The 18,975-nt window shown below is 42.9% G+C and carries 16 protein-coding genes; 5 read left to right on the forward strand and 11 right to left on the reverse strand.

The genetic code is table 11. The features are described 5' to 3' along the window. Positions 1–9: 9 nt before the first annotated feature. Positions 10–1,686: a DUF6044 family protein gene (locus BM043_RS14255; protein ID WP_143189545.1), complete on the reverse strand. Its 1,677-nt coding sequence runs from the start codon at positions 1,684–1,686 to the stop codon at positions 10–12. Between the two features lie 1,140 nt (positions 1,687–2,826). On the opposite strand from BM043_RS14255, the gene BM043_RS19535 reads away from it, so the two are divergent. From BM043_RS19535 to BM043_RS14265, 3 genes are all read left to right on the forward strand, one after another. Next, positions 2,827–2,985: a hypothetical protein gene (locus BM043_RS19535; protein ID WP_177188484.1), complete on the forward strand. Its 159-nt coding sequence runs from the start codon at positions 2,827–2,829 to the stop codon at positions 2,983–2,985. Positions 2,986–3,101: 116 nt separating this feature from the next. After that, positions 3,102–3,383: a nucleotidyltransferase family protein gene (locus tag BM043_RS14260; protein ID WP_092792836.1), complete on the forward strand. Its 282-nt coding sequence runs from the start codon at positions 3,102–3,104 to the stop codon at positions 3,381–3,383. Next, complete coding sequence (locus BM043_RS14265; RefSeq protein WP_092792783.1) at positions 3,380–3,727, forward strand: HepT-like ribonuclease domain-containing protein; 348 nt, start codon at positions 3,380–3,382, stop codon at positions 3,725–3,727. The genes BM043_RS14260 and BM043_RS14265 overlap by 4 nt, the downstream gene beginning before the upstream one ends. 1,175 nt (positions 3,728–4,902) lie before the next feature. Here BM043_RS14265 and BM043_RS14270 read toward each other — a convergent pair. From BM043_RS14270 to BM043_RS14310, 8 genes are all read right to left on the reverse strand, one after another. Continuing rightward, positions 4,903–6,489 carry a glucoamylase family protein gene (locus BM043_RS14270; protein ID WP_092792786.1) on the reverse strand — a complete coding sequence of 529 codons (1,587 nt, stop codon included), beginning with the start codon at positions 6,487–6,489 and terminating at the stop codon, positions 4,903–4,905. A 138-nt stretch (positions 6,490–6,627) separates the two neighbouring features. Beyond that, entirely contained in the window at positions 6,628–8,115 is a 1,488-nt protein-coding gene (locus BM043_RS14275) for a RagB/SusD family nutrient uptake outer membrane protein (protein WP_092792837.1), read from the reverse strand. A gap of 13 nt (positions 8,116–8,128) precedes the next feature. Next, positions 8,129–11,140 carry a SusC/RagA family TonB-linked outer membrane protein gene (locus tag BM043_RS14280; protein ID WP_092792788.1) on the reverse strand — a complete coding sequence of 1,004 codons (3,012 nt, stop codon included), beginning with the start codon at positions 11,138–11,140 and terminating at the stop codon, positions 8,129–8,131. Between the two features lie 260 nt (positions 11,141–11,400). Continuing rightward, the gene (locus BM043_RS14285; RefSeq protein WP_092792790.1) at positions 11,401–13,287 is read right to left on the reverse strand and encodes a 7TM diverse intracellular signaling domain-containing protein; all 1,887 of its coding nucleotides are present in this window, start codon (positions 13,285–13,287) and stop codon (positions 11,401–11,403) included. A gap of 1,314 nt (positions 13,288–14,601) precedes the next feature. Next, a complete protein-coding gene (locus BM043_RS14295; protein ID WP_092792794.1) occupies positions 14,602–14,853 on the reverse strand; it encodes a hypothetical protein in 252 nt (83 codons plus the stop codon). A 66-nt stretch (positions 14,854–14,919) separates the two neighbouring features. Beyond that, positions 14,920–15,168 (reverse strand): hypothetical protein, encoded by a 249-nt coding sequence (locus BM043_RS14300; protein ID WP_092792796.1) that lies wholly within the window; start codon positions 15,166–15,168, stop codon positions 14,920–14,922. Next, positions 15,156–15,602 (reverse strand): DUF5675 family protein, encoded by a 447-nt coding sequence (locus BM043_RS14305; protein WP_092792797.1) that lies wholly within the window; start codon positions 15,600–15,602, stop codon positions 15,156–15,158. The genes BM043_RS14300 and BM043_RS14305 overlap by 13 nt, the downstream gene beginning before the upstream one ends. Before the next feature lie 4 nt (positions 15,603–15,606). Then, a complete protein-coding gene (locus BM043_RS14310) occupies positions 15,607–16,353 on the reverse strand; it encodes a hypothetical protein (protein WP_092792799.1) in 747 nt (248 codons plus the stop codon). Positions 16,354–16,429: 76 nt separating this feature from the next. On the opposite strand from BM043_RS14310, the gene BM043_RS14315 reads away from it, so the two are divergent. Then, positions 16,430–16,675, forward strand: a complete 246-nt coding sequence (locus BM043_RS14315) for a hypothetical protein (RefSeq protein ID WP_092792800.1) — start codon at positions 16,430–16,432, stop codon at positions 16,673–16,675. 416 nt (positions 16,676–17,091) lie between these two features. Here the strand turns inward: BM043_RS14315 and BM043_RS14325 are convergent, their stop codons facing one another. Together BM043_RS14325 and BM043_RS19395 are read right to left on the reverse strand one after the other, a co-directional pair. Next, entirely contained in the window at positions 17,092–17,835 is a 744-nt protein-coding gene (locus BM043_RS14325) for a hypothetical protein (protein ID WP_143189546.1), read from the reverse strand. Positions 17,836–18,089: 254 nt separating this feature from the next. Continuing rightward, positions 18,090–18,347 (reverse strand): hypothetical protein, encoded by a 258-nt coding sequence (locus BM043_RS19395; RefSeq protein WP_143189547.1) that lies wholly within the window; start codon positions 18,345–18,347, stop codon positions 18,090–18,092. A 358-nt stretch (positions 18,348–18,705) separates the two neighbouring features. Between BM043_RS19395 and tnpA the strand changes: the two genes are divergently transcribed. Further along, the coding region (gene tnpA, locus BM043_RS14335; RefSeq protein ID WP_092792808.1) for an IS66 family insertion sequence element accessory protein TnpA at positions 18,706–18,975 on the forward strand (270 nt) is incomplete at its 3' end.

An 18,975-nucleotide genomic window follows, 5' to 3' on the forward strand; every position in this document is an offset into this window, starting at 1 on the left:
TGATCTCCTTTATTCTCCAGCGCTGATTTCATACAAATGTATTCTCCAGGCACTCTTAGGATGCTCAAAGATCCTTTTTAAAATCAGATGATCCGAATCCACCGGTAAGGCCGAAAGCAAATAATCTGCTTTGAGCTGATTTTTCAAATAACTGAAATCAAAGTCCAGGTCTCGAACAGGAGCTTCATTTCGCCAAGAATACATAAAGTAATCATCCGGATATTGGGCATGTTGAAAATAGCACTTGTTTCCCCAATTCAAAAAATGCTTTTTTAATGATTCGTCCTTTTTCAGTTCCGAAGCAATGGCCTGGTAGATTTTTAGCTTATGAGAGCGTTCATAGTTCTGCATATACCCATCCAGACTATGGAAACCGTGATACGTAGAGACTGCCGGAGGAATATTCAAATGAGCTATTCTCCGCTCCTTCCAATTTTCTCCAAGAAGGTTCTTGATTTCTGAATAGGATTCCGTCGCAAAATATTCCTTAAAACTTGGCACCTTTTGATTAATCAGCTTAAGGTCCTGATTGAGTAGATAACGCCACTCATATTGATAAACAAAAATATTGATCAGCAGAAGTATTGGAATCAGGATTTTTGCCCATCGGAAATTCAAAAGAGCCCAGCTTTGAATAAAGAAAGCAAAGAGGAAATAGGGAATCCAAAACTCAAATCTCAGAAAATTCAGTGAAGCTAAAGAAGGAATTATTTTTCCCGCGAAAGTTAAAAGGCCCCCATGACTCAGAATGGATAAGAAAACACTAATGCCTAGGACCATAAATAGATTCCAGACCGCTTTCATTTTTAGGGGATTTCCCTTGCCCAAAAAGAAAAACACCGAAGCAAGCAGAAGATAAATAGGTGCAAAATGAGCACCGCTTTGATTTCCAGACCAGAAAAAATCCCAAGGCATCAAATCCGACCAAATTCCAAAATCATAGGTAAAATCCTCTCGATGACTCTGAAATGCTTCATTGAAAAAAAGGCCCTTAATCAAATGAATTTCTTGTAGGCCCCAGGCCATGCCCAAAATAATCAAACCCATAAATCCGAATTTCGGAAATCTTCTTTCCTTCAACCCAATCCAAATTCCCCAGGCCAAAAAGCCAAGCAGGAAATAGAAGCCTGCCAAAACCAATTTTGAATAAAAGGCATAAAAAACAAGAATTAAGATATACTTCCAGGAGAATTTACCGGAGTATAGGCGATCAACTACCAAAACTACCAAAGGCAGCATCGCAATAGAAACTCCCCTATGAGGATAAAAGGCTAAGGTAGCCCAGAGCAGGGGAATCAAATTGAGAAGAAATGGACTGGTCAAAATACCAGATTGAGAGGATAACCAATAGCGAAAGGAGAAGTAGGCCAAGAGAATAATCAAGCCTTTATTGACGATATATGCCGAGAGAATTGGAAAGAAGTAGTAGAGCAAGCCTTCGACATTAAAGGCAGAAGGATAGGTAAATCGGGGACTTTCCAAAATCATTCCTTTCACCGGAGTATCCCAAGTTGAAAAAATCAGGCCTTGATCTTTGAGGGATTTCCACCAAGCGAGATTGGAATCCATGTTATCGGATACAGGAATAAAAACCTCTTCCCATTGCCACATATAGGGAAATAAAAGCAGTATCAGAACACCTACTGGGATAAGATAATTTAAATATGCTTTAGGAGGAGAGGACATTTACCCGGCTTTGACATCGAATTTAGCAGGAAAGCTAGGAAAACCTGATTAAGGACCTCCGAAAAATGCTTGCTAAGGTAAAATGCGTTTATCTTGATCAGTGAATCGATTGGAGGTTTGAAAGTTTGGATGCCAAAGATTAGAGAAAAATTAGGCAGTCACAGTTGGCAGTAGGCTTTTCGGTTCTATTAAATTCTTTGAGAAAGCTCCGATGGAGTAAACTCCGTATGAAGAAGCGAGGAATAAGCAAGGAAATGCGGGATTTTGTCATGCCGAAAGAATCCCACCTCGGCCTGAGGATTTGATGGATATCAGCCTCGTTATGCCGAGGAGCCTGCCAATTTTCAAGTGGTAATGATTATTGATTTATTGATTTATTGATTTATTGATGAATTGGGGAATTGTCGAAAGTTGAATTGATGGGAAGTTTGGAGATTGGTGATGTGTGACCTTTGTAAAAAGATATCGAATTTCGAATGAAAAATGATGAATTTCGAAGTGTGACGTTCAGAAAAATCCCGAAGTGCCTGTCCCGATTATCGGGAGCTTAAACTTTTCAATACCTGTGCGCCGCGGCGTAGCCCCGTATGGAGCTGCGACTGAAAGGAGCTGCGGAATGCGGGGTTTGGTCACGACAAAATACCCCAACCTCGGCCCGAGGATTTGCCGGATATCTGCCTCGTGATGCCGAGGAGATAGACAAAAATTAATTAGGGCCTATTTCCAAAAAAATAGCGAATGATAAATTTCGAAGGGGGCAAGCCTTGAAGGCACGGCCTTTTCTGCGAAGCCGTGAGTGAGGATCCGCCTGAGGCGGACAGGCTACTCACGGCGGCGGAAAAAATATCGAATGATGAATGCCCTATGATGAATTTCGAAGTTTGTTAAGCGCTGAAAACGAGATTTTTATCCTTATTCGGATTATAAATCCTATAATATAAGTTCGAGATTTCAAATCTTTAACAGCCAAAAAATCCCGAAGGGATTAAACTTTTCAATAGCCCCGTATGGAGTGAGGCAGAATGCCGAACGGAATGCGGGGTTTGGTGATAAGACCAGATCCCAACCTCGGCCCGTGGATGTTGAGGATACCAGCCTCGTTATGCCGAGGAGCCTGCCAATTTTCAATGGACAAATTCAATGAACAATTTTCAAGTGGTATTGATTATTGATTTATTGATGAATCGGGGAATTGTCGAACTGTTGAATCGATGGGAAGTTTGGATGTTGGGAAGTCAGGATGTTGGGAGGATGGTAATGTCTGACCTTTTAAAATATCGAATGATGAATGGGAAATGATGAATTTCGATTTTGGTAAGCGCTGATGGGGCAATCCATATAAGCCCCAATTGCAATGTGAAGATAAGACACGAAAAGCTACTGACCTGCTTGGAAAAAAAGTTTATCTTTATAACATGATCACACCACGTCAAAAAAATATTATTAAAGCGGTTACCCAAAGAGTAAAGCCAACTCTAATTGGTGTATTTGGCTCATATGCACGTGGAGAAGAGAATGAAAATAGTGATTTAGATATTTTGATTGACTTCGATATTAAAGTCGATCTTCTGGAATTGATAGGAATTGAGCAAGAGCTCTCGGAGTTATTGGGAATAAAAGTTGACCTAATTACTCTACGCTCAGTAAACCCCTCTTTAAAACCATATATTGAATCTGATCTCATTAGATTGCTATGAAAAAAGATCCTGTCATTTATTTGGAACACATAAGCGCTTGTATTTCCAGGATCAGAATTTATACCCAAGACATTGATGAAAATAGTTTTTTACAAAACAATCTTATTCAAGATGCAGTAATCCGTAACCTTGAAATAATCGGGGAGGCCACAAAAAAACTAAATGAGAATTTCCGTGCTAAATATCCAGAAATTGAATGGAAAAAAATTGCAGGTATGCGGGATAAATTGATTCACGATTACATAGGAGTTGATCTTTGGGCTGTATGGGGAGTTGTGGAAAACATTATACCAATTTTTGATTCCCAAATTGAAAAAATTCTCTTAACTGAGAAAGGCCACTAATTTAAGACCCCAATGCACCAAACTCGGCACTTAGAGCCCACTGAATGCAGCCTCGTAATGCCGAGGAGCGTGTTAATTTTCAATGGACAAATTCAATGAGCAATTTTCAAGTGGTAATGAATATTGATGAATTGGGGAATTGTCGAAAGTTGAATCGATGGAAATGTGTGAGTTTGTTAAGCGCTGAAGGCGCGACACTTTTAATACCTGTGCGCCTGTGGCGTAGCCCCGTATGAAGCAGCGAAGAATGAGCTGCGAAATACGGGGTTCGGTGATAAAACGTGATCCCCACCTCGGCCCGAGGATCTCCCAGAAACCAGCCTCATGGTGCCGAGGAGGAAGAAAGTAATTGATAGGACCAATACCCGAACGTCAGCAAAAAAATATCGAATGATGAATGAAAAATGATTTATTTCGAATTATTTCCAGAGGGTTACAGAAAAATCCCGAAGGGATTAAACTTTTCAATAGCCCCGTATGGAGCAGCGACTGAAAGGAGCTGCGGAATGCGGGGTAAAAGTGATAGAAAAGTGTCCAACCTCGGCCCGAGGATCCGCCGGAAAGTAGCTTCGCAATGCCGAGGAGGAAGACAGAAATTAATAGGGCCAATTCCCAAAAGAACCAACGTAAGGTGATGATCAGCAAAAGAACCCTCCGAGGGATTTGGCCTGACAATGTGTTGTTTTAATTGATAAAATCAAGCTTTGGATTAGGGAGAACCCTCGAGGGTTGGCTTCGGTACCGAGGAGGTCGACAAAGATTGATTAGGACCTTTTTCCAAAAAAATATCAAATGATGAATTTCGAAGGGGGCAAGCCCTAAAGGTACGGCCTTTTCTGCGAAGCCGTGAGTGAGGATCCGCCTGAGGCGGACAGGCTACTCACGGCGGCGGAAACCTCGGCCCGTGGATGTTAGGATACCTGCCCCGTGGTGCCGAGGAGGAAGAAAGAAATTGATAGGACCAATTCCCGAACGTCAGCAAAAAAATATCCAATGACGAATGAAAAATAATGAATTTCGAAGTGTGGTAAAGTGCCGTGAGTGTTGATCCGCCTGAGGCGGACTGGCTACTAACGGCGGCATAGCTGCCCTTTTCATTGATCCGGATTACAAATCCTATGATAGGGGTTCGGGATTGCAAATCCCGACAGCCTAGATTTCAAAGAAACCCAACCTCACTCCAACTCCGGACTGCTAAAACCCAGCTTTTTCAAACCTTCCTGTACTTCCGGCGCTCCCATAAACAGGTCCCAACCCAAACCACTTCGGTAATTTTCGATCATTGCCACCATAGGGCCCTGATCTATAGCTAGATATCTATTAGGATAAAAATCATGTTCAGGACTCATGGCATCGTAAAAACCGTATTTCCCAAAGACTTTTTCTCCATAGTTGTAATAGAGATTCTTAATCACGGCCATGGATTCTTCCGGTGTGTAGGGAATAGACGAAACCGCAGCAGTCGGTGAAATCACCCCATTGTCATTTCCCGGATGATGGGCATTGTAGAAGTTAATCGAATAGGAAGCAGTCAAGCCCCATAAGTCTTCTCCATACCCCTTGAATTCATTGGGATTGTCCAAACACCAAGCCCGGTTAATCAGGGTATGGTTCCTGTTTTCTTCCTCATAATTCGCATATTGATCTTCCAATCCCAAAGGATTTAATCCCAAGTAAGAATAATGTGCCCAAAACAGCGGGCCACCCAATTGCTCCGAACCGTTGTGTTTTAAACCCAACTTATATCCGAAAGCTTCCTTGTCGACCATGATTTCCCCGCCTCGGGCCCAACCTTCATGATACACTGCGGGATCAATACTGTGATCGGGTGAGGCTGCCGCCAAAACATAGGTAATCAAACATTCATTATAGCCTTGCAGTCCAAAATTCATATCCCAATCATAGTTTGGGGACCAGTGCCAAAACAAAATATTTTGACCTCCACGGGTAAACCAAGACCAATCCATCTCCTTCCAAAGGGAATTAATCCGATCAGCCAAGGCTTTTTCTCCATTCGAACCGTTTTTATAATATTCCCGAACTGCCAAAAGGCCTTGCATCAAAAACGCAGATTCAACCAAATCAGCTCCGTCATCTTTGGAACTAAATGGCTTTGTTTTGCCTGTTTTCCCGTCAATCCAATGGGGCCAAACACCATGGTAGCGGTCTGATTTCTCCAAAAATCCCACGATACGTTCCATTCTTTCCAATCCAACCTCACGGCTGACCCATCCTCGATCAATCCCTGCAATCAACCCAAAAAGTCCAAAACCTGTTCCTCCCGTAGTGACGATATGGGCATCATTGTTTGGATAATCTCCATCAAGGTGAATGCGCTCAGGTGCCATTCCGGAATTAGGCTCTGCTCCATGCCAGAAATAGCGAAAAGTATAATATTCCACCATATCCAAAAGTTCTTCATCACTCATTTTTCGAGTAGCGGTTTCTCCCCTTGCAACGGTCAGGGAATCAGTTTCACCTTTGGCCCGAACTTGATATTCCAACTTCACCTCACTGCCGAGATCGGATACAAAATCCATATAAAGGGTATCCCGCGTTTCTCCTCTTAGCGTAAAACTTTCCCCATCCAAACTCACATAAACCGAGTATTCATCCACATCTTGCTCAGGATTCCAGCGAAGTTCCACATGGTTTTCATAACCATCTATCTCCAGATTGCTTTTTACTTCTTCGGTAGATTGACAGGAAAATAATACCAACAGGATCAAAAAGCCTGATAAAAGAGCGTTAATTGTCTTCATAGCAAATGAGTTTGAAATAAGAAATACCGGATTTCTGAGACTGTCCCAGAAATCCGGCTAAAATCAATTCAAGTAATACCTCAACAGATACTCCCCTTTCTTTCCTAAAGAAATTTCCAAGTTCTGTAAAGGTTAAGTTTAATACCCGGAGTTTTGATTGAGGGTACCTCCGCTGATATCAATTTCAGATTGAGGAATGGGATAAACCTCATGCTTTCCCGGGGTCCAGGTAATCCCTAAGTCGGAAAATACCTCTTGGGCCCTTCCCTGTCTTACCAAGTCAAAATAGCGATGCTGCTCCATAGCAAGCTCTACCCTGCGCTCATGCCAGATGGCTTCTCTGAGTTCTTGCTGATCCGTGATTGTCACATCGGGTAGGATGTCAGGATTTCCCTGACGGGCTCTTTCCCTCACCTGATTCAAATAATTCAGCGCCTCCGAGCTGTTTCCAAGTTCATTGGCTGCTTCTGCCGCAATCAACAATAAATCGGCATAACGGAAGATACGAATATTTGCCCCACTGTTTCCAAAACCAATTGGAGGACGCTCAGGAAGCCAAGCTTTACGGCTAAATCGCGCATCCGAACCCATATTGGGATCTGCCTGCACTACTTCACCGCTCGGAAGCGTATCCCCATTGGTAATGACAGTAGCTTCCAATCTTGGGTCACCTTCTTCATAGGCGGCGACCAAATCATCCGAGGGACCATTAAAACCCCAACCATTGTTAGGATTGCCACGGATCCCCTGAACCTCATTGAATTGGGAACCTCCACCTCCCTGCTCCAGGGCGACAGTGGATACCTCAAAAATAGATTCAGAACTGTGCTCCCCTTCTCTTCGGAAAATCGCCTCATAATCAGGATAAAGTGCATATTCACCAGAATTGATCACGTCCAAAGCCATGTCATAGGCTCCTTGAAAATCATTTTGAAACAGATGAACTTTTGACAGAAAAGCCTTGGCTGCACCGGAAGTAGCTCTTCCCAAATCTGTCGCATCATATTCGGATTTTTCGGGCAGATTGCTTGCCGCAAAATTCAAATCTTCTTCAATAAAGGCATAAATCTGATCAGTGGAAACCCGCTCTTGACGGTATTCGTCGGGATTGAGGGGACTTTCAATTAGAGGCAAATCTCCATAGGTTCTCACCAGAAAGAAATAGAAATAAGCCCGTAAAAACCGAGATTCAGCAGTCAATCTTGTTTTCAATTCTTCGTCCATCTCTATATCATCGATATTGGCCAAAACCTGATTGGCTCTAAATACACCTTGAAAATAGCCTGACCAGATTCCATTTACCGCGGTATTGTTCGCGTCAAACGTAAAGTCATTGATATCCTGAAGAAATCCTGCATCACCGGGAACAGATCCCTTATCAGCATCATCCGAGGCGATATCGGTAATTCCCACATAAGAAAATACATGGACATTAAAGCTACGCAAATGGGAATAGATCGCATTTACCGCTTGTTCAGCCTGCAGCTCATCTTGGAAGAAATTATCCGACGTCAGCTCTCCTTTTGGAGCACGGTCCAGAAACTCATCGCCGCAGGAAACCAGGCCAAGGGCCAAAATAGAACCCAAAGCCAGTGTTCTAATTTGATTTATGAAGTATGTTTTCATTTTTGTTTTGGGTTTAGAAGTTTGCAGAAACACCTACGTTGATGGTACGTGCAATAGGATAAATCCCGCTATCATAGCCAGTTCCTAGGACATTTCCGCCGCCGATTTCAGGAGTGTAACCGGAGTATTTGCTGATGGTGAATAAATTGGTTCCGGATACGTATAAGCGGAAATTTTGAACTCGGATCTTTTCCAGCGTGGCCGCAGGAAAAGTGTACCCTACCTGCACATTTCTTAATCTTAAGAAAGATCCATCTTCAATAAATCGGTCCGAGACTTCGTAGTTATGCCCTCCGTTAGTTACCCGAGGTTCGGTAGTACTAGTTCCCTCTCCGGTCCAGCGATCCAAAAAGGAAGTTTCAAAATTGTACGTATTAAATCTGACCTGCTTTTTGGCATTATAGATTTCATTCCCCAGGGTTCCGTTGAAATCGGCACTAAAATCTATTCCTCTGAAATCAAATCCCATATTGAAACCAAAAATCAAATCGGGAATTGGACTTCCCAAGATTACCCGGTCATTGTTGTTGACCACTCCATCTCCATTGGTGTCTTCAAAAATCAAATCACCGGGAACTTCCGGTCCACGGGTCGGAGTATTATTGAGTTGCTCTTCGTTTTGGAAAACTCCCGCGGTTTTGTACCCGAAATAATGACCGATGGATTCACCAACTACCGTTCGGCTACCCAATAAGCCACTGATTCCCACGGCTCCACCAAAGATCGCTTCATTTCCTTCACCGATATCCAAGACTTCATTGTTTACCGTAGAAGCGACTATTCCAAGATTATAATTGAAATCCCCTTTATTATCTCTCCAATTTAAAGTCACATCGATTCCCCGGTTTTCCACCGAAGCTGCATTGACCACCGGATTGTTGGAAGCACCCACATAGGCAGGAATTGGCACCCCCACCAAAATATCATTGGTTCGGCGATAATAGTAATCAAATTCACCGATCAAGCGATCATCCAACATACCGAATTCCAATCCGAAATTAGAGGTAACCGTTTCTTCCCACTGAATAAATGGATTGGCCAAACGGGTCAAGGTAGCACCGTAAAGCAATTCTTCATTTTGACCAAAAACTGCATTTTGATTACCTGTCACCACCGGACGACCTTCGTAAAAGGCAATTTTATCATTTCCGATAATTCCCCAGCTACCTCTGATTTTCAGATCCGAAAATACCGTCTGATCCTGCATAAAACCCTCTTCGATCAAGCGATATCCCAAAGCGATGGATGGGAAATTACCAAAGCGATTTTCCCGGCCAAATCGAGAGGAACCATCTCTTCTAAAGGTACCTGTCACCAAAAATTTATCCCTGAAGGTATAATTGGCACGAAATAAGAAAGACAACATGGACCAATCCCCGGCGGTATTCGCATTGGTTTGGGAAGTTTGATCACCCGCACTCAAATACCAAAGCGAAGGATCTTCACCCGGTAGGTTTCTTCGACTTCCTGAAAGCGATTCGGTATAAAAAGACTGCGTGGTAATCCCACCCAAGAGATTCAATCGATGATCGTCCCATTCGGTATTGTAATTCACCGTGTTTTCCCAGAGGATATTCCGGCTTCTACCATTACTGACCGAAACGGAGTTTTCAAGATTTTGCTGGGTAGGTGACACAAAGTATACCGGAGTAAATGATTTTCCGTCCCGGAAAGCCAAATCCAATCCAAGATTGGTTCGGAAAGTGAAATCCTTCAAGAATTTCACATCAGCAAAGAAATTACCTACTCCTCTATAGCTGTGGTTTCTATTGTTTGAGTTGTATTCAAACTGCGCCGCGGGGTTCCCAACCGGAGAGGTGTTTGTATAATCTCCATCTTCATTTATAGGATCAAAGATGGGATAAGCGCGGTAAGCATTTCCTACTACCCCAGGCTCATTTTGTTGATTATTGTAGATGAAAGAGAAGTTGTGACCAAAGGTTACCGCGTCGGTCAATTTGTATTGATTGTTGAGTCGGATGGTCAGTCGCTCAAATTCGGATTCTTTGACTACTCCCTTTTGATCAAAGTAGTTGACGCTAAGATTGAAGCTAGTGTTTTGATTTCCTCCACTTGCTCCCAAGGTTACATTATTGACGGGTGCGGTTCTGAAAATCTGATCCTGCCAGTTGGTACCTTCTCCGAATTCGCCTTCGTTGTATATAGGTTGGTTCCCTACATTTTGCTCCAGTTCATTTGCCAATTCGGCAAATTGCCGCCCATTTACCAAATCGATTTGACGGGCCACCTGCTGCACTCCCGTGTAGGCATCCACACTGATGCGGGTTTCGGTATCAAAATCTCCTTGACGCGTAGTCACGATAATGACTCCATTAGCCCCTCTCGAACCGTAGATCGCTGTGGCAGAAGCATCCTTCAGCACTTCCATGGACTCTACATCATTAGGGTTGAGGAAGTCAATATTGTCCAACAGCATCCCATCCACCACGAATAGCGGATCAGAATTGTTTAGCGTACCCACTCCTCTAATCCGGACCGTTGCTCCTGAACCTGGTGCACCGGAGTTGGACGTAATCTGAACACCGGATACACGCCCTTGCAAGGATTGCGTCACATCGGATACCGGGAGCCGGGTAAGTTCCTCAGCTTTAACCGAAGAAATGGATCCAGTCAAGTCACTCTTTCGCTGAATCCCGTATCCGACCACGACAAACTCTTCCAAGTCCGAAGTATCGTCCGCGAGAGTGACATTTATTTCACTTCTTCCCTCGACTGGTATTTCCTGGGACATAAATCCCACAAAGGAATATATCAATATATCATCTGAAGCAGCATTTAATATGTACTTACCGTCTAGATCTGTGACGGTACCATTTGTCGTTCCTTTGATTACCACATTGACTCCAGGAAGCGGATCACCATTGGAATCGATCACGGTTCCCTGCACCGCTCCGCTTTGAGCCCAAGTGGCCTGACTGAAAATAATGAGTAGAATCAAAAGGAAATAGCGCATTCGGCTTATCAGACTCAGCTGATTTTCCCTTTTCGGTAATGAGTGTTTCATTGGGGGTTTGGGTTTAGTTTGATATGGTTTTGAAAAAGATGCTTTTAGTGAAAAGCAATACCTAAATTTATCAAACTACAATCTGTATGGAGGGAAAGCTCCTTAGAAACTCATCAAAATCAAGCCCGAAATGGATTAAAAAAATGATCTTTTTCCCGATTCAATATCAGATAAAATATTGCCATTTATGATTTAAATCGACTTTTAAAGTATTTTTTATCGATTGGTTATCAAAAGAAATTTACCGTCTTCTAACCTCTTCAATTCAAACTCATCACTGGAGGATCTATCAAGAACTCTTCCCATTCAGGGGAGGTTTTTCCCAAGCTTATTTTTGCGGTCCTGACCTTGATTTTAAAATTAGAAATAGCATTTACTCTGAGATCCAGTAAGTGTGAGAGTTGCTCCAAGGTCATCTGATCCTGTTCGGAAACCACGAGATAGACCAGATAAAACGCTTTTTCCAAAGGAATCCGAATACCGTGAAAAATGGTACCTGCCGTTGGGGACTCGATATGTCCACAACTGCCACATCTTCGATGGAAAAGTTTCGGAGCTTTGGCTTCTTTAGATTGCCCACATGATTTACAAGTAAAGCCCTCGGACCATTTGATTTCCTCCAAATAGCGATAGCAGGCCGTTGCATCCGGAAAAATCACCTTAAATTCCTCATAAGTCAGCTTCTTATTGGTAATCTGATTTCGCAGACTCTCTTTCATTTTGGATTTGAGCTTCCAGATATCCTTATCCAGCAGGGAATTGATGCGCTTGATTTCTTCGTCTTTTTCCAAAATCTGGGTGTTGTAAGCCTCCAACAATCTACTTTTCTCCTCCAGTTCGAAAGTGCGGTCAGCTACTTTTTGCTCCAGTTCGGCGTTGACCTTATCCTTCAGCTGGGCATTGGTCTCTGCTTGTCTCAGGGAACGTAGCAAAGCGCGATCTTTAGTTTCTTTGAGGATTTTAACCCGGTCTCCCAAGGCTAAAGTCAATAGTAGCATCTCGATCAGAAATGCCATATGCAAACTGTAATAAAGGACTGTGCTATGTGGAATAACGGCGGTATGCACCAGGATTTTAAGCAATACTCCCAAAACCAAAATGGCATAGGCGGCTACGAATAATCGGGCTACTTTATAGCCTTTGACCAGCACCAAAATACTCGCTACCAAAATCAAGAGGAAAGGCAGAATATCATACACCTGCACTTCCAATAATTCGAGAACTCCGGCCAAACCAGCCAAAAACAAAATTGACTTGGCTACCAAAAACCAGCGCAGCAACTGGTACAGCAATCGATGCCTTAGTTTCAGATTAAGAAATCGAATGGAGAAAAATATCGCAAATGCCACTATCCCAAAGCCAAAAATTCCGTTAACGTAGCTGTTCCATTCGGGGCTGTTGGGCCAGAGATACTGAAAGCCAATCCCGTCAGCCGCCATTGCAAAACCCGCTACACTGAGCAGGTAAAAGACATAATAGAGATATTTGATCTCTCTGATAGCCACATAAATCAGGAGATTATACAGCGTGATAATCAGGATCATCCCATAAAAAATCCCGTAGAGGAAATATTCACTGAGGGAATAAAATACAAAGCGGTTGACTGAACGGAAGGCGATTCGAATGTCAGCTTTTTGGGAAGAGCGGATTTTGAAATAATAATTGGTGATTCCTTCGCTCACATTGCTGACCGGGATTTCGAAATTTTTATGAGAGAAAAGCCGCTGACTGAAGGGTCTTTCATCGCCAAGTTCAACCTTTCGAAAACCTCCTTGATTCTGAGGGAGATATGCGTCAAGATGGTCGATGGTTTGATCATAAAATTCCAGAATCCAGTTTTTTTGACTGGCTGGATTTCTGAGAATGGAGACTTTTACCCAATAGGTTTTATTAGGGTCAAATTTTCCTTTGGAGAAAGCCGGATTGGTTTTAAAATTACCCTGAAAATCCGGATGAGAAACCGTGGCGATATCTAGGGAATTTCCTGTTTCTTCAAAAAACTCGAGTTTATCGATGGCATAAATCCGTTCATCCAATTGATCGTCTATGGCAAAAGTATAGCCACCGGATAGGCGCTGGGCCAAGGAATCAGAGAGTGCTAAAATTCCCAGCAATACAAAAGTCCATTTTAGTCGATTTAGCTTCATCAAGGGTAGTTTTTAAAGAGCACCAAAAAGGCAGGAGGCCTTTGGAATAGTGGTTTTTTTAATTTTTTATAAGGGAAAAAGACAGGTTACCCTCTTTTAATAACGATGGGATGAGAAAACGGTTATTCAATTTAATTGGTTTATCCATTCCGAATTAATGTCCAATTCCGAAAGAATCGAGGAAGCAGAAAGGGTTAAAAGTTAATTGTTAAATAGGCGATGGGGGAAATCGAGGAATTTTTTAATCGACATGCTCGCAAGGCGCAACGGGTTCTGGGTTCTGGGTTCTGGGTTCTTGATCCGCCTACTGAAAACTGTGACTGCCTACTTCATTGGTTCAGGGTTAAATAGTTAATGGTTAAAATGTAGTTTTGGGGTTCATGGTTCAGATTTGGGGAATTGTCGAAAGTTGAATCGATGGGATGTTGGGAGGTTGGTGATGTCTGACCTTTGAAAAAATATCGAATGATGAATGGGAAATAATGAATTTCGAAGTGTGAGTAATGCTGAAAGTTTAAGTCAGAAATCTGACACAGAGTGTCGATTGGCCAACATAAAAGTTCCCAAAACCTACATTTGAAGTGTTCCCTAAAATGACCCCTGAGGGGTCAAACCTTGAATACCTGTGCGCCTGTGGCGTAGCTCCGTATGGAGCTGCGACTGAAAGGAGCTGCGGAATGCGGGGTTTGGTCACGACAAAATACCCCAACCTCGGCCCGAGGATCTCCCAGAAACCAGCCTCGCAGTGCCGAGGAGGAAGATAAAATTTGATTAGGACCAATTCCCGAACGTCGGCTAGAAAAATATCGAATGATGAATTTCGAAGTTTTGTTCCTAGGCAATTTTAGGTATAAAGTAATGACCCCAGAGGGGTCAAACCTTGAATACCTGTGCCCCTGTGGCGTAGCCCCGTATGGAGCTGAGACTGAAAGGAGCTGCGGAATGCGGGGTAAAAGTGATAGAAAAGTGTCCAACCTCGGCCCGAGGATCCGCCGGATATCAGCCCCGTGGTGCCGAGGAGGAAGAAAAAAAATTAATAGGACCAAATCCCCAAACTACCGATAATTATCAAAGAATAAACACTCCGAGGGATTCGGTTCTAATATTGATTATTGACCATATCTCGCATTGGATTAAGATAAACCCTCGGAGGGTTGGAATCCTGAAACTAGCGAAAGAAACCTTCGAGGTCTAATCTAATTCACAATACTGAAAAAATGACCTGTATCGACTTCGCTGACGAAGACCTCAAAGGTTAAGGAAAAAACCGGGCAGGAGACCCACCCGGCTTTAGTTTGATTAGGAATAAACTATTTATTGTACCGTGGACAGCAGCTTCTCGTGCAGTCTTTCCTCATCTACGGTGAGTTGGGAAATGCTCACCAGGATGGTGCCTGCGGTGATGGCATGCCCTGCATAGGCGGCCAAGACAGCGGGAACCGATCCCGGTGCGGTGATCACTGCCGTCCCTACGGCTGCGATGATCAATCCGGCTCTTTTTAGGATCCGGAAAAACTTCGGGGTGGGCGCCTGGGCCCTTTCTTTTATTTCTGTGAGTAAATTCATGAGTTTGTTGGTTTTAAACGGTTAGAATTTTAATCTTTCCAAACCAGCGAATAGCAATAGTCTAATTTATGAATCACCGATTTTGCTTCCCCAGAGTCTCATGATTTTTTTGTTGATGAGATTGGGGTATTTCAGCAGCATGTATTTGACCATGGCGAGTTCGGTTTCCATTCTGACTAGCGCTTCTTTGATTTTGGAAATCTCGGTACTCATCGACTTAATGTCCTGGACTAGGAGCTTCAGGAAGAAAGCGATGATGGAAAGGAGGAGCGCGATGACTCCTCCCGAAATAGCATGCCACATCAGTCCATCCATTCGATTCGATGGTAAGTCAGATTTAAGGCCTGATCTGGACAGCTCCTTATCTCCAGGGTAGCCTTTTGATCTTTCTTGAGTATCTGCCCTACCCGATTTTTCAGGGTTCGGAATTTTACCGGATCGGCTATTCCTTTTCCTTCATCGGTAATTGCAGATACCAGGACGATGTGTTGCAAACCTGAGCATAGGCCTATTTCCACTTGTTTTTTGAAGGCCTTTCTCATTCCGTTGGGGGTTTTGAACAGGATCAGTTTTGGGCGATGGTTTTCCACGGTTAGATCGAGTTCATATATTCCCTCGGGAATACATGATACCTTTGGAAGAAAGTGGGCGGGTGGGGACTCCACTGTTAGGGAGAAAAACTCTCCGTCCAGATAGAGTTTCCCGCTTGTTCCTCCTGGCCAGTATTCCCTTTCCAGCAGCAGGTCCATTTGCTTAGACTACCGCAACGATCACTGCGGGATTCTGGGAAATATCCCGGCGCTCGTATTGTTCGCCATTCAATTCCTCGACAAACTCCAAGCTTAAGGCAAAGAAGTAATTTTCATTTGCCTGGTTTGGAATAGGTAGGGTCAGGACTTCAGCCGATGCGGATGAAGCATCTAAAGGCAGGAATTCTGAGCTTTGGATTTCAGCCTTGAATGTCTGCCCCTCAAAGTTGACAGCTGCGCGAATGAGTGAGAAGCGGTAATGCGATGATCCTTTGGGAGAGATGAGGTATTTGGAAGGTGCCATTTCCTCAATCGTCACCGTGACTGAGGATTCATCCTCCAGGACCTCGAACTGCTTTTTCAAGATTTCTCCGAAAACGGCCGATTCTGAGAATTCGAATCCCCGCATCATTTGAATATCCCCGAGTTCGAATCTGCGTTCTCCTCTGGGACTTACCGGGTCGGTTTTAAGGACCTTGTTGACCGCAGAGTAAAGGCGGTTATGCAGTTTTCCCCCGTTTGATCTGAGTTCGATTTCCCGGAAAGCATTTTTCAGGAATTTGGCCGCGGATGCAGCCTGGGAGAATTCCTGCATGTTTTCACGGGTTCGCTGGAATTTGGGGTCATTGAGCAGTCTTTGTCTGCTGACGCCCCCTTTTCTTCTGGCGATGTATTTGCCATCTCTATTTTTATAGAAGGAGAGATCACCGATCGTTCCTTCGAGTTTGATTATTGAACTTTGTTTAGCCATGTTTTCAATTGATTTAAGTGAAACATGGCACTAATCTGGAGCTAAGTATTTGAGGATCAAAACGAAAGTAGAAAGTATGGATTCTGTGTATTCATTGGAATCTGTAGAAAAAGTAGACCCTGTGGACAATGTGGAAAGTATGGAGAAAAGTGCAGGTATCTACGGGATATCTACGGGGTATCTATGGAGTATCTGGCGGGGAACTGGAGAGTTGATGAACTGGAAACGTGTTGAAGTGGTCGCTTTGGTGTGGTGGTTTGGGGATATTTTTTCGGGGGCTACGCCTGCGCTCCTCAAGGCTATTAAAATATTTCATTCTTAAACCAATAACGAACTTAAATTAGCCAAAAAGTCCAAAATAAAATTATAGGAATAAATACTGAAATTAGCATGTAAGTCAAAATAAATTTTCCGTTCAATTCACCTTGGGTGATAAGTAAATTCACTTTTTTTATATTTCTCACTAAAAAAAAGGTATTTACTACTACCATTGGTAAATAATATAATATAAATAATATTAAAATGTAATTAATAAATCCAGAAAAATGCCTAATATTAATTTCATAAAAAAACTCTCCTAATTTCCTTTGAGCAATTAACATTATTGTTAAAAAATTTATAGACATGAAAAAACTCATGATTACAACAGAATTAATTAGAGCTTTTTTCCTACTTCTAGCGTTAATCATAATCCTATATAAACAGTCAGCCCAAATTTTATAAAACATGTTCATTCTTTTAAAAATCTTCATCCCAATTAAAACCATCTACACCATAATACGGAACACCATCTTTATCAATATAATTTGGAGCATACCTTAAACTATCCATATTTTTATAATTTTGAAACATTATTTGAAAACTACTTAATCCTAAACCACCTATGCCTACAGCTCTTCCTAATAACCCAGAACCAAAACCAAATTTTTCGAGAATTGATGACGAAATACCCAAGAATCCAAAGGTAAATCCAACTCCATTTTGCAAAATTACATTCTTTACTCCACCATTTTTATACTCTTTATATGCTTCATATCCACTTAGAGAGGTGCTAGCTAAAGCAAGTCTAAAACCAATCCCCCTTAAATTTTCAGATGGTGAAATTGATGCATCTATGGTGCTATTATAAGCACTTTCAACCGTTTTTATGACTGAAGATAAAATTTCAAAACTGGGCAAAGCTAGACCTGTTTTTCCCATATCGCTAGCCAAATTCTCATTAATTTTTAGTTCAGATCTTTTTCTAATCTCATTCAAAACTTTTGTTCTTTCTTGACAAGGAATACACTCTCTTTTTTTAACTTTTTCTCCTTTTTTACCTGTACCCCCCATAATATCCCCATTTTCATCCGGAGCCACATACCCATTAAAGGTTACAGCTCCCAAAATAGAGTAAGGCTCCATCCCATCCGGATCGATAAATCGGATCGGGTTGTCAAAGGCATAGTTGAACGGAGAATGGCGGGTCATTTTCTCTGCCAAGGGATCGATCACAAACCATCTGCCTATGGCTGGATTCCCGATATCGCTTAACCTTCCTATCGGAAGGCAAGCTCATCGGGACAGGCTGTACATCCTCGCTCCATAATCGTACAGATTCACTCCCAAGTGGCCGTTTGCAACTCGCCTTCAAACTGGCACTTCCATAGATTAGCCCACCGGGCTAATCCTTAACGCTCAGTCCTCACTATAAAGATAAGGATTCCTCCCACCCTGCAAGCTGACCCCTCGCTAAATCAGTCCACTGGACTGATTTTTAACGCTCGGTCCTCTCCATACTGATATCCAAGTCCTCCAAGCTCTACTCCCCAAGGATTCCCGATATCGCTTCGCCTCCCACTGGAGGCAAGCTCATCGGGACAGGCTCCATGCGTTTCTTGGACAATAAGCGGACCTGTGCTCATAATCCGGAACTGATCGAACCTGCCTTTGCCGGAAGGCAGGCCAGACGTTTTCGCTTGTCTCGTTGACCAAGAATGTTTCGATGTAGCCATCCTTCCTCACCGCGATCTTCTCAATCAGTTCCTCATGTTTGTTTCTGGCTTTGTGGGATAAAGCGTTCCCCTAAATAAATCAATTCTTCTAGGAAGGTTATCTATTCTGGATGGAGCTCCTGGCAGGGATTTTTTTTCTTACTCCATTGTCTACAATTAATACCTTTAATTACATAATCAAAATCCGAAGTGGCTTTGGCCGTTACACTTTGCTCCACTCCCCATTAAATGAATGGGTTTATTTATTCTATTGGCAGCATTTTGAATCCGAGGAATCCCTCTTTCAATGTACCCACCCCGCCAAGTACATCTTCCAAAAATCCCTTACCAGCTATAGGTTTGCATCAAAAACAAACCTATGAAAAGAGCAAGTCAACAACAAATGGAAGCAGCAGTAGCTTCCTTCAAGTCCAGCGGCCTTACCCAGCGGGAATTCTGTCTTCGTGAGAACATCAAGCTGCCCACCTTTTCCTATTGGTACCGAAAAGTCAATGTTTCTTCAGCAACTCCTGTTGTCCGATTTACAGAAGTAACTGCCCCTTTACCCTCCGTTGGACTGGAAGTGGTGTTTCCCAACGGAGTGACGGTCCGTGGCATACAGGACCTTTACCAGATCCGCCAACTGATC

Origin of the sequence: Algoriphagus hitonicola (assembly GCF_900113375.1) — a bacterium.
Classification (GTDB): domain Bacteria; phylum Bacteroidota; class Bacteroidia; order Cytophagales; family Cyclobacteriaceae; genus Algoriphagus; species Algoriphagus hitonicola.

Bases quoted from the DNA above. Each gene is read 5' to 3' on its own strand.
- BM043_RS14295 (WP_092792794.1), bottom strand. From the start codon at position 14,853: ATGAATTTACTCACAGAAATAAAAGAAAGGGCCCAGGCGCCCACCCCG.
- BM043_RS14265 (WP_092792783.1), top strand. From the start codon at position 3,380: ATGAAAAAAGATCCTGTCATTTATTTGGAACACATAAGCGCTTGTATT.
- BM043_RS14280 (WP_092792788.1), bottom strand. From the start codon at position 11,140: ATGAAACACTCATTACCGAAAAGGGAAAATCAGCTGAGTCTGATAAGC.
- BM043_RS14260 (WP_092792836.1), top strand. From the start codon at position 3,102: ATGATCACACCACGTCAAAAAAATATTATTAAAGCGGTTACCCAAAGA.
- BM043_RS14255 (WP_143189545.1), bottom strand. From the start codon at position 1,686: ATGTCCTCTCCTCCTAAAGCATATTTAAATTATCTTATCCCAGTAGGT.
- BM043_RS14305 (WP_092792797.1), bottom strand. From the start codon at position 15,602: ATGGACCTGCTGCTGGAAAGGGAATACTGGCCAGGAGGAACAAGCGGG.
- BM043_RS14300 (WP_092792796.1), bottom strand. From the start codon at position 15,168: ATGGATGGACTGATGTGGCATGCTATTTCGGGAGGAGTCATCGCGCTC.
- BM043_RS14270 (WP_092792786.1), bottom strand. From the start codon at position 6,489: ATGAAGACAATTAACGCTCTTTTATCAGGCTTTTTGATCCTGTTGGTA.
- BM043_RS19535 (WP_177188484.1), top strand. From the start codon at position 2,827: ATGAACAATTTTCAAGTGGTATTGATTATTGATTTATTGATGAATCGG.
- BM043_RS14285 (WP_092792790.1), bottom strand. From the start codon at position 13,287: ATGAAGCTAAATCGACTAAAATGGACTTTTGTATTGCTGGGAATTTTA.
- BM043_RS14310 (WP_092792799.1), bottom strand. From the start codon at position 16,353: ATGGCTAAACAAAGTTCAATAATCAAACTCGAAGGAACGATCGGTGAT.
- BM043_RS14275 (WP_092792837.1), bottom strand. From the start codon at position 8,115: ATGAAAACATACTTCATAAATCAAATTAGAACACTGGCTTTGGGTTCT.
- BM043_RS19395 (WP_143189547.1), bottom strand. From the start codon at position 18,347: ATGGCTACATCGAAACATTCTTGGTCAACGAGACAAGCGAAAACGTCT.
- BM043_RS14315 (WP_092792800.1), top strand. From the start codon at position 16,430: ATGGATTCTGTGTATTCATTGGAATCTGTAGAAAAAGTAGACCCTGTG.